The 10,707-nt window shown below is 73.5% G+C and carries 9 protein-coding genes; 5 read left to right on the top strand and 4 right to left on the bottom strand.

Translation table 11 applies throughout. From position 1 onward, the window contains the following. Positions 1–258: 258 nt before the first annotated feature. Positions 259–1,080 carry a class I SAM-dependent methyltransferase gene (locus RM590_RS12650; RefSeq protein ID WP_311704596.1) on the top strand — a complete coding sequence of 274 codons (822 nt, stop codon included), beginning with the start codon at positions 259–261 and terminating at the stop codon, positions 1,078–1,080. Between the two features lie 31 nt (positions 1,081–1,111). Here the strand turns inward: RM590_RS12650 and RM590_RS12645 are convergent, their stop codons facing one another. Beyond that, positions 1,112–1,846, bottom strand: coding sequence for a thioesterase II family protein (locus RM590_RS12645; RefSeq protein ID WP_311704595.1), 735 nt, complete (start codon positions 1,844–1,846; stop codon positions 1,112–1,114). Between the two features lie 5 nt (positions 1,847–1,851). Then, positions 1,852–3,273, bottom strand: coding sequence for an FAD-dependent oxidoreductase (locus RM590_RS12640; RefSeq protein ID WP_311704594.1), 1,422 nt, complete (start codon positions 3,271–3,273; stop codon positions 1,852–1,854). Positions 3,274–3,439: 166 nt separating this feature from the next. On the opposite strand from RM590_RS12640, the gene RM590_RS12635 reads away from it, so the two are divergent. Genes RM590_RS12635 through RM590_RS12620 form a run of 4 tightly spaced genes read left to right on the top strand, consistent with a single transcriptional unit; the run spans position 3,440 to position 5,836 of the window. Continuing rightward, the gene (locus tag RM590_RS12635) at positions 3,440–3,904 is read left to right on the top strand and encodes a nuclear transport factor 2 family protein (RefSeq protein ID WP_311704593.1); all 465 of its coding nucleotides are present in this window, start codon (positions 3,440–3,442) and stop codon (positions 3,902–3,904) included. 9 nt (positions 3,905–3,913) lie between these two features. Then, on the top strand, positions 3,914–4,363 hold the full coding sequence (locus RM590_RS12630) for a nuclear transport factor 2 family protein (protein ID WP_311704592.1): 450 nt from the start codon (positions 3,914–3,916) through the stop codon (positions 4,361–4,363). 4 nt (positions 4,364–4,367) lie between these two features. Further along, positions 4,368–5,585, top strand: a complete 1,218-nt coding sequence (locus RM590_RS12625; RefSeq protein ID WP_311704591.1) for a cytochrome P450 — start codon at positions 4,368–4,370, stop codon at positions 5,583–5,585. Between the two features lie 11 nt (positions 5,586–5,596). Continuing rightward, a complete protein-coding gene (locus RM590_RS12620; protein WP_311704590.1) occupies positions 5,597–5,836 on the top strand; it encodes a ferredoxin in 240 nt (79 codons plus the stop codon). A 76-nt stretch (positions 5,837–5,912) separates the two neighbouring features. Here the strand turns inward: RM590_RS12620 and RM590_RS12615 are convergent, their stop codons facing one another. Together RM590_RS12615 and RM590_RS12610 are read right to left on the bottom strand one after the other, a co-directional pair. After that, a complete protein-coding gene (locus tag RM590_RS12615) occupies positions 5,913–6,275 on the bottom strand; it encodes a nuclear transport factor 2 family protein (protein ID WP_311704589.1) in 363 nt (120 codons plus the stop codon). 55 nt (positions 6,276–6,330) lie between these two features. Then, the gene (locus tag RM590_RS12610; RefSeq protein WP_311704588.1) at positions 6,331–10,692 is read right to left on the bottom strand and encodes a type I polyketide synthase; all 4,362 of its coding nucleotides are present in this window, start codon (positions 10,690–10,692) and stop codon (positions 6,331–6,333) included. Positions 10,693–10,707: the final 15 nt, after the last annotated feature.

The raw sequence follows: 10,707 nt of genomic DNA, 5'->3' as shown, positions 1-10,707 counted from the left end.
TGGATCGAATGCGAGGAGGGGCCAAAGCCGCAGTTGGCACGTGGCAGCGATCGGGAACCAAGGTCGCACGGCGGGCCCTTCGAAAACAAGAAAAAAGGCCCCTAGAAAGCGGCGAGTGACCCCTAAGGGGATACGGGGCGCCCCCAGAGTTCCCCCGTATTGGCGGCTCCCTGACGTGCCGCCACTGATGCGCCCGGGGGAGGACAGCATACGGTCGCCGACACAGCCTTGCTGCCCTGTGGGAAGGAATAAGAACGGATGGACGTCGAGAAGGTCCCGTTGGACAAGAAACATCACATTCTGGTGCCCGGTCCGCGGGCGCGGGCGGAGGACAACCAGTCGCGACGCCCCATCCTGGGCGACAGCACGGCCGAGGCGGTCGTGGCCACCCTTTCGTACGACGCGAAGTCGAAGTACACCAAGGGCGACCGGGTGGGCGTGGCCATTCGCGCCAAGCAACTGGACGGCTGGATCAGGGAGTTCCTCGGCAGAAACCCCGAGGCGACCGTGCTCGACCTGGGCTGCGGGCTGGACGGCCGGGCGCGGCGCATCGCGCCGGGACCCGGCGTCCGCTGGTACGACCTGGACCTGCCCGAGGTGATCGCCATCCGGGAGCGGATCCCGGCCCTGGCGCCGGTGAACGGCGCGCACTCCGTCATCGCGGCCTCGGTGAGCGACCCGGGCTGGCTGGACGACATACCGCGCGACCGGCCGGTGTTCGTGGCCGCCGAGGGGCTGCTGATGACGCTGACGGAGGAGGAGGTGCGGGACCTGTTCGTACGGCTGGTCACGCACTTCCCCGGCGGCGAGCTGGGGTTCAACGCGTTCAACCCGCTGGCGCTGCGGCTCCAGCGCAGCCACCCCGCGGTCCGGGCGCTGGGGGTGACGTTCCAGTGGGGCGTGGACGAGCCGACGGACCTGGAGGCGTGGCATCCGCGGCTGTCGTTCGTGGCGGAGCTGGCGCCCGTCGAGTCGCCGGACATCGACCGGATGGGGCCGACGGAGCGGTTGATCAGCCGGCTGATGCGGCGCTCCCGCCGCCTGCTGCGCCTCGACCGCCTGGTCCGCCTGCGCTTTTAGCCGGCGGAGCCGGCCGGCCCCGGGGCAGGGTCTAACGATCCGCCGGGGCCGGCCGCAGGGTCGCGACGATGTGGGCGTGTACCCGGGGCAGTTGGTCCCGGAAGGCGAAGTGGCCTCCGCTCAGGACGACCTGCTCGCAGGGGCCGGTGGTCAGTTCGGCCCATTCGCGCAGTGCCGCCACGGGGACGAACGGGTCGGCGTCGCCGCCGAAGACGGTCAGCGGCATCGCGAGCGGCGGCCCCGGCCGGTACCGGTACGTGTGGCACAGCTCGAAGTCGGCGCGCACCATGGGCGAGAGCAGGTCCAGCAGCTCCGGGTTGTCGAAGACCTCTGCGGGAGTGCCCCCGGTCTCGTACAGCCAGGCGCGGAACTCGTCCTCCGGCAGCAGGTACATCGGTTTCAGCGTGGTCGCCGCCTGTCCGGGCCGGCCGCTGCCGGAGAGGAACAGGTGGCGGGGCAGCGGCAGTCCCGCGGCGGCGAACCTGCGGGTGAGCTCGAAGGCGACGAGCGTGCCCATGCTGTGCCCGAAGACGGCGTAGGGCTCGCCCAGCAGCGGCGTGAGCCGCTTCTCCAGGAAGTCCAGCAGCGTCTCCAGGCGGCGGGCCGGCGGCTCGTCGAACTCGGCGCCCCGGCCGGGCAGTTCGACGGGGTGCACCTCGAGTCCGGGCACCAGGTGCCGCGGCCAGCCCCGCTGGAACGCGGCGGCCCCGCCGCCGGCCCAGGGCAGGCAGAACAGGCGCGTGGCGGTGTCCGGTCCGGTGCTCATCGGCGTCATGTGGTGGTGAGGGCCGCGGCGGCGTCGCCGTCGAGCCGGGCGCGTTCGGCGACGCTGAACGGAGGCGCGGTGAGGGGCTGGTGCCGGGCGGCGGTGCGCAGGGCCATGACGACCTTGGTGGACTGGAGCAGGCTGACCGGCGCGGCGAGCGCCGTCACGCGCATCGCGGCGGCGCTGACGACCGGGTCGTACAGCGCGGCCGTGCTGACCATGTCGGTGTACTGCTGCTGCTCCGGGGGGCGGGAGGCGATGCGCGGGTCGGTGGAGTCGACGCGGACGCCGGGGTAGCAGATGTCCTGGGTGGTGGCGAGCATCCACGGGTCGTCGACGGCCTCGGCCACGGCGCGCTGGGCGGCGCGCGCGGTGCCGGGGGCCAGCCGGCCCCGGGCGAGCTCCCGGTCCAGGGCGAGCGCGCCGAGCGCGGCGCTGCTCATGCCGTGGCCGTAGATGGGGTTGAACGCGGCGAGCGCGTCGCCGAGCACCAGCAGGCCGTCGGGCCAGTGGGGCATGCGGTCGTAGCGCAGGCGCCGGTTGACGGTGCTGCGGGAGCCGGTGACCGGGCCGAGCGGTTCGGCGCGCTCCAGCAGCTCGGCGATGACGGGGTGTCGCAGCGAGCGGGCGAAGTCGAGGAACGCGTCGTCCTCGGTGGTGGGTTCGGCGCCGCGGGTGCCGGCGAGGGTGACGAGCCAGCGGCCGTCCTCGATGGGGGCGAGCGCGCCGTTGCGGCCGGGCTTGCCGACGCCGGGGGCGGCGGCGACGTTGACCATGGGGAAGCCTCCGGCGGCGGCCGGCGGCGCGCGGAACACGCGGGTCGCGTAGGCGATTCCGGAGTCGACGACGTCCTCCTCGACCGGCGGCAGGCCGAGCGCGCCCAGCCAGCGGCGCATGGCCGAGCCGCGGCCGGCGGTGTCCACGACGAAGTCGGCCGGCAGGTCGGCGGTGTCGCCGTTCGCGCCGCGGACGCGCACGCCGGTGACCCGGTCGGCCGTGCCGGTCAGCTCCACGGCCTCGGTCTCGGCCAGCACGGTGACGCGCTTGTCGTTCAGGGCCTGGTCGCGGACGACCCAGTCGAGCAGCGGACGGCCGCAGGTGAACATGAACTCCGAGCCGGGCAGGCGCCGTTGCCAGCCGTAGGGGGTGAACCACACGATGTCCCGCGGCACGGCCAGGCGGTGGGCGCCCAGGGAGAGCAGCCGCTCGGCGGTGCCGGGCAGCAGGCTCTCGATGGCCCGCGCGCCGCCCGACCACAGCAGATGGGCGTGCCGGGCCTGTGGCACTCCCCTGCGCTGGCGCGGCCCGTCGGGGAGCACGTCGCGCTCCACCACGGTGACGGCGGCCATGTGCCGGGCCAGCACGGTGGCCGCGAGCATTCCCGCCAGTCCGCCCCCGAGTACGACGGCGTGTGTTTCTCCGGACATCTGCACAACCCTTCCGTCAAACTCCTCGCCACGCTATCCAGTGGGCCCGAAACATTTGAACCCCTACCCGCCCCCCTATGTGAATAGGAGTGCGCCCGCCCGAATTTGGGGTTGGTTCGGCCGGGGCTGCCGCGAGAGCGTGTCAGAATCGGAAGGAGACGATTCCATGCTGGACGAGCCGGCCCTGAAGGATCTGATTCTGGAGCACTGTTGGCGCGTCAACGACCGTGATATCGAGGGCCTGCTCCGGTTGTACTCCCCCGATGTCCGGTTCGAGGATCCGGTGGGCAGCGGAATGCGTTACGGCCGCGAGGCGCTGCGGGCCCACGGGAACAGTGCCCTGGCCAGCAACGCCGTGGAGATCCCCGGCACTCCGGTGGCCAACCGCAATTCCCAGCAGGCCATTGTGCCGATCGCCGCGACGATGGACTACCTGCCGCTGGGTCCGTCGCTGACGCGGATGGGGATCCTGCCCACGCCGCGGCGGCCGGTCGGCCAGCGGATGCGCTGCCACTTCATCATGCTGGTCCGGGCCGGCGCGGACGGGCTGATCGAGGAGATGCAGGGCATCTGGGGGCGCACGGACGTCGCCCTCGTGGACGACGCGGCCCCCGGGCCCGCGGTGCGCTAGGAGAAATCCATGCTGGATGCTGTCACGTTGCAGGAACTGGCTCGCGAATACTGCCGCAGAATGACCAGCGGCAATGTGGACGAGATACTGAAGATGTTTACCGAGAACGCACGTTTCGAGGACCCGGTGGGCTCTCCCCCGCTGTTCGGGCTCGATGAGCTGCGCGTGCATCTGGAACGCGCCTGCGCGGCCAAGACCGTGGATATTCCCGGCACTCCGGTCGCCGCCCGCGACGGTCGGCATGTCGCGATTCCGGTGGCCGCCTACATGAACTATCTGCCGCTGGGGCCGACGCTGACCCGGCACGGTTATCTGGGCACGCCGGACGATCCGTACCGGAAACGCATCAAGTTCAGCCTGACGAGCATCATCCGGGTCGGCCCGGACGAGCTGTTCGAGGCCGTCTGGATCTACTGGGGGAAGTCGGACCTGTCACTGCTCGACCCCGGGCAGGAGTGAAGGGATGGACATGACCGCGCCCAACAAGAAGGGCACTGTGCGGGATTTCCCGTTTGTCGATCAGATCGACAAGCTCGAACTGGAGCCCATTCTCGCCGAGTTGCGCCGGGAGGAGCCGATCAGCCGGGTGCGCCTGCCCTACGGGGGCGAGGCATGGCTGCTCACCCGGTACCACGACGTGCGCGCGGCCCTGGCCGACCCGCGGCTGAGCCGCGCGGCAACGGTGCACGCGGACGTGCCGCGCCGGCACGAGATGCTGGTCGGCCCCGAGGGCATCATGTACATGGATCCGCCCAACCACACGAGGCTGCGCAAGCTGATCGGGAAGGCGTTCACCAAGCGCCGGGTGGAGGCGCTGCGTCCCCGGGTGGAGGTCATCGCGGGCGAGCTGGCCGACGAACTGGCCGCGAAGCCCGCCCCGGGCGATGTGGCGGCATCGTTCTCCTGGCCGCTGCCGACGCGCGTCATCTGTGAGCTGCTGGGCGTGCCCTACGCGGACCGGGCGATCTTCCGCGAGGGCGCGGACGCGATGATGCTGGCCGACACCCTGCCGCACGAGGAGTTCGCCAACCGGGCGGGCAAGCTGATCGCCTACATCAGGGACCTGATCGCGCAGCGGCGCGCCAAGCCGACCGAGGACATGCTCACCGCGCTGGTCCACGCGCGGGACAACGAGGACCGGCTGGACGAGAACGAGCTGGTCTCGATCTCGCTGGTGCTGCTGACCGGCGGCCACGAGACGACGGCCACGCAGATCACCAACTCCATCTACACCCTGCTGCGCCACCCCGACCAGTTGGCGCGGCTGCGCGCGGACCGGGGCATGATCCGCGGCGCGGTGGACGAGCTGCTGCGCTTCATGGGCACCGGCAGCGGGCACCACGAGGCGCTGATCGCGATGGAGCCGGTGGAGATCGGCGGGCATGTCTTCGAGAAGGGCGAGGCGATCTTCGTCCATGTCAACTCGGCGAACTACGACGAGGAGGTCTTCGAGAACCCGGAGACCCTGGACATCGGGCGCAAGGCCAGCTCGCACATGAGCTTCGGACACGGCATCCACTACTGCCTGGGCGCGCAGCTCGCGACGATGGAGCTGAACGTGGCGCTGGAGACGCTGCTGGACCGCTTCCCCCGGCTGGCGCTGGCCGGCGACGACGACGCGATCCGCTGGCGGGCCAGCCTGCTGACCCGCGGGCCCGAGACGCTGCCGGTGACATGGTGACGGGCGGCGCGATGGACGAGACGACCGGCCCTCGCTGGCGGGTGACCGTGAACGCGGAACGCTGCTCCGGGACGGGGATGTGCGCGCACGCCGCGCCGGACACGTTCGACCTGGTGGACCATGTCTCGCGGCCGCTCCGGACGGTGATAGCGCCGGACGAGCAGGTGCTGGACGCCAGCGAGAACTGCCCGCTGGAGGCCATCACGATCACCGAGGAGGGCACCGGCCGGCTGCTCGGCCCCCTCCCCTGACCCTGCCCGCCCACCCCTCACGCACCGCGCCCCGCCACCGAGTTCGTCTCGGGGCGGGGCGCGGTGCGTTCGGGAATCAATCCTGGTCGCGGGCGGATCCCGAGAAGACGCGCAGGTTCTCGATCAGCCCGGCCGCGTCGATGGTGAACACGCTGATGGCGTCCAGCACGGCGGCGCCCGTCGTGACGACGACGGGCACGGCGACCTGGCGGCCGTCCTGCCCGGCCGAGGCGTGCAGCGTCCGCACGCGGGCGCCGGACTCCAGCGTGGCGCGCACATAGTCCCGCTGGGCGGCGCGGCCGGCCCGGACCGGTTCGCCGACGGGGTCCTCGATCGCGGCGTTCTCGGTGAACATGGCCAGGACCCGGTCGGTCCCGCCCTCGTTGATCAGGCGGAAGTACTCCGCGACGATCTCCTTGCGCTTGTACTCGTCGAGCATGCGGCCCTCCGGCGGATTGCGGACAACAGGGGTGAACGGTGGGGGTGGCGGCGGGTCAGGACGCGCCGAGCTGCTTGTCGATCAGGGCGAAGAACTCGTCGTCGGAGACGGCGTCCAGGGCAGCGGCGTCCAGGACGTCGGCGGAGCGGTCGCCGCCGTCGCGGGCGGCGCGCAGCAACTCCTCCAGGCGGCCGACGAGTTCGGCGCGGGCCGCCGCGTCCAGCGCGCCACCGGCCAGCGCGTCGCCGACTGCGGCGAGCGCGTCCTCGACGCCGACGCGGCCGGCCCGGGTGCCCGCCGTGCCCAGCAGCTCGCCCAGGTGCCGGGCGAGCGCCAGCGGGGTGGGGTGGCTGAAGACCAGGGTGGCGGGCAGCCGCAGGCCGGTCGCGGTGGCCAGCCGGTTGCGCAGCTCGACGGCCGTGAGGGAGTCGAAACCCAGTTCCTTGAAGGCGCGCCGGCCGTCGACGGCGCCCGCGTCCGTGTGTCCGAGGACCGCCGCGACCCGGTCGCAGACGAGGTCGGTCAGGGCGCGTTCGCGCTTCTCCCCGGAGAGTCCGGCCAGCCGTCGGGTGAACGTCTCGGCCTGCCCGGCGTCCTCGGCCGCGGCGGCCGAACGGCGCTCCGGGCGGCGCGGGCCCGCGTTCTCCCCGTTACTGGGCCCCGTGGTGAACACGTCGGTGAGGTCGGCGAGTTCGGATGCGGGGACGGCGCGGGTGGCGAAGGAGGCGATGGTGGCGACGGGCTGTCCGGCGGCGTCGGCGATGTCCATGGCGACCTCGTCGGGCGCCAGGGGCCGCAGCCGCACCCGCAGCCGGGAGGCGCCGACGGCGTGCAGCCGCAGCCCGCCCCAGGCGCCGGGCAGCCACAGCGTGTTCTCGTCCGTCTCGGCCTGGCCCAGCGCGAGGGTGTGCGCGGCGGCGTCGAGCAGCGCCGGGTGCAAGCCGAACCCGGCCGCCTCGCCCCGGTGCTGCTCGTCCAGGGCGACCTCGGCGAACACTCCCCCGGCGGCGTCGGGCGCCAGCCAGGCGGCGGTGAGTCCGCGGAAGGCGGGCCCATAGGCATACCCGGCGTCCGCCAGTCCGGCGTACAGGCCGTCGAGGTCCACGGGTTCGGCGCCGGGCGGCGGCCACTCGGTCAACTCGGCGCCCGGGTGCGGCTCCTCGGCGGTGGCCAGCCGGCCCTCGGCGTGCCGCCGCCAGGGCTCCTCGGGGTCCGCGCCCTCGGGCCGCGCGTGGACGCTCACCGGGCGGCTGCCGTCCGCCTCGGCCGGGCCCACGGTCACCTGGAGCTGGACGGCGCCGTGTTCGGGCAGCACCAGCGGCTCGCCCAGGGTGAGTTCGGCCAGGACGTCGCAGCCCACCTCGTCGCCGGCGCGCAGGGCCAGTTCGGCGTAGGCGGCGCCGGGCAGCAGCACCGCGCCGCGCACGACGTGGTCGGCCAGCCAGGGATGGGTGCGCGGCGACAGCCGGCCGGTGAGCACGGCCCGGTCGCCGTCGGCGAGCCGGACGGCGGCGCCCAGCAGCGGGTGGCCGGCCGCGCCGAGCCCGGCCGAGGCGACGTCGCCCACCGCGCCGGGGCCGGGCTCCAGCCAGTAGCGCCGCCGCTGGAACGCGTAGGTGGGCAGCTCGGCGGGGGCGGCGCCGCGCCCGGCGAGGACGGCGGCCCAGTCCACGGGCACGCCCCGCGTCCAGCCCTCGGCGAGCGAGGTGAGGAAGCGCCGGGGGCCGCCCTCGTCGCGGCGCAGCGTGCCCAGCACGGCGGCCTGCCCGCCGGCGTCCTCGACGGTCTCCTGCACGCCGGTGGTGAGCACGGGGTGCGGGCTGATCTCGATGAACACCCGGTGTCCGGCGTCGTGCAGGGCACGCACGGCCGGTTGCAGGCTCACCGGTCGGCGGCAGTTCTCGTACCAGTAGGCGGCGTCCAGTTCGGAGCCGTCCAGCACCTCGCCGGTGACCGTGGAGTAGATCGGCACCGAGCCGGCGCGCGGGCGCAGGAACTCCAGCAGCTCCAGCAACCGCTCGCGCAGCGGCTCGACATGGGGCGAGTGCGAGGGCGCGGAGGCGGCCAGCAGCCGGGCGCGGACGTCCTCGGCCACCAACTCCTCGACGAGCCGGGTCAGCGGCTCGACGGCGCCGGCGACGGTCACCGCGCGGGAGCCGTTGACACCGGCGATCGTCAGCGCGTCGCCGTAGGGCGCCAGGCGGGCCTCGGCCTCGTCGCGGGACAGGGCGAGCGAGGCCATGGCGCCGCGGCCGGTCAGCTCGTCGGCGAACAGTTGGGAGCGGAGCACCACCAGGCGGGCCGCGTCCTGAAGCGACAGCGCGCCGGTGACGCAGGCCGCCGCTATCTCGCCCTGGGAGTGCCCGACGACGGCCGCGGGCCGCACGCCGCAGGCGCGCCACAGCTCCGCCAGCGACACCAGCACGGCGAACAGCGCGGGCTGGACCACCTCGATCCGCTCCAGGCCCGGCGCGCCCTCGGCCCCGCGCAGCACGTCGGCGACCGACCAGTCGACGTGTGCCTCGACCGCGGCGGCGCACTCGGCGAACCGGGCGGCGAACACCGGTGACCGGTCCAGCAGGTCCAGGGCCATGCCGGCCCACTGCGAGCCCTGGCCGGGGAAGACGAACGCCACCTTGCCGCCGGTGGCCGGCCCGTCGCCGGCCAGCGCCCCGGCGGCGCTCTCGCCGGCGGCCAGGACGCCGAGCGCGCGTTCGGCGTCGGCGGGGCCGTCGGCGAGGACGACGCCGCGGTGGTCGAAGACGGCGCGGGTGGTGGCCAGGGCGGTGCCGATGGCGTCCGGCGTCAATTCCGGGCGGGCGGCGAGGTGTTCGCGCAGGGCGGCGGCCTGGCCGCGCAGCGCGGCCGGGGTCTTCGCGGACAGTGGCCAGGGCGTGACGCCCTCCAGCGCGGTGAACGCGGGCGGCGCGGCGGGCTGTTCGGCGGCGGACTGTTCGGCGGTGGGTTCCGTCAACGCCTCGGTCCGCTCGGCCGGTTCGGCCGGCTCACCGGGCTCGGCCGCCTCGGGAGCCGGCGGCTCCTCCAGGACGACGTGCGCGTTCGTGCCGCTGACGCCGAACGCGGAGACCCCGGCGCGGCGCGGGTGGCCGGTCTCGGGCCAGGGCCGGGACTCGGTGAGGAGTTCCATCGCGCCGCCGGACCAGTCGATCTTCGGGGTGGGCCGGTCGACGTGCAGCGTCTTGGGCAGCACGCCGTGCCGCATGGCCAGCACGGTCTTCATCACCCCGGCCACGCCGGATGCGGCGGAGGTGTGCCCGATGTTGGACTTGACCGAGCCGAGCAGCAGCGGGCGGCCCTCGGGCCGGTGCTGACCGTAGGTGGCCAGCAGCGCCTGGCCCTCAATGGGGTCGCCGAGCGGGGTGCCGGTGCCGTGCGCCTCGACGACGTCCACCTCGGCGGCCGGGACCCGGGCGTTGGCCAGTGCCTGCCGGATGACGCGGATCTGGGAGGGGCCGTTGGGCGCGGTGAGCCCGTTGGAGGCGCCGTCCTGGTTCACGGCGGAGCCGCGCACCACGGCGAGCACGCGGTGGCCGTTGCGCCGGGCGTCGGAGAGCCGTTCCAGCAGCAGCAGCGCGGCGCCCTCGGCGGGTCCGAAGCCGTCGGCCGCGGCGGCGAACGCCTTGCAACGGCCGTCGGGCGCCAGGGCCCGCTGGCGGCTGTACTCCACGAAGCCGGCCGGGTTGGACATGACGGTGACGCCGCCGGCCAGGGCCAGTGAGCACTCGCCCGAGGTCAGGGCGCGCGCCGCGAGGTGGATGGCGACCAGCGACGAGGAGCAGGCGGTGTCGACCGTGACGGCCGGGCCCTCCAGGCCCAGGGCGTAGGCGACGCGGCCGGAGAGGATGCTGGCCAGGTTGCCGGTGCCGAGGTAGCCCTCCAGCTCGTCGGGCGGCTGGCTGATCCCGGACAGGTAGTCCAGTGCGCTGAACCCGACGAACGTGCCGGTCAGGCTGTTGCGCAGGGAGCTGGGGTCGATGCCGGCGCGTTCCACGGCCTCCCAGGCGGTCTCCAGCATCAGCCGCTGCTGCGGGTCCATCGCCAGTGCCTCGCGCGGCGATATCTCGAAGAACTCCGCGTCGAACCGGTCGACATCGTACAGGAACGCGGCCTCGCGCAGGTAGTTGGTGCCGGGCTTGTCGGGGTCGGGGTCGTAGCGGTCGTCGATGTCCCAGCCGCGGTTGGCGGGGAACGCGCCGACCGCGTCCCGGCCCGCCGCCACGAACTCCCACAGGTCCTCGGGCGAGTCGATGTCGCCGGGGAACCGGCAGGCCATGCCCACGATGGCGATGGGCTCGTGCTGGGCCGTCTCGACGTCGTGCAGCCGCCGCTGGGTCCGGCGCAGGTCCGCGGTGACCCGCTTGAGGTAGTCGAGCAGCTTGTCTTCGTTGGTCGCCATGATCGAATCTCTCCG

This window comes from Streptomyces litchfieldiae (assembly GCF_031845365.1).
Lineage (GTDB): Bacteria > Actinomycetota > Actinomycetes > Streptomycetales > Streptomycetaceae > Streptomyces > Streptomyces litchfieldiae.
Note: the sequence above shows the minus strand (reverse complement) of the source record. Positions and strands in the feature narration are given on the sequence as shown.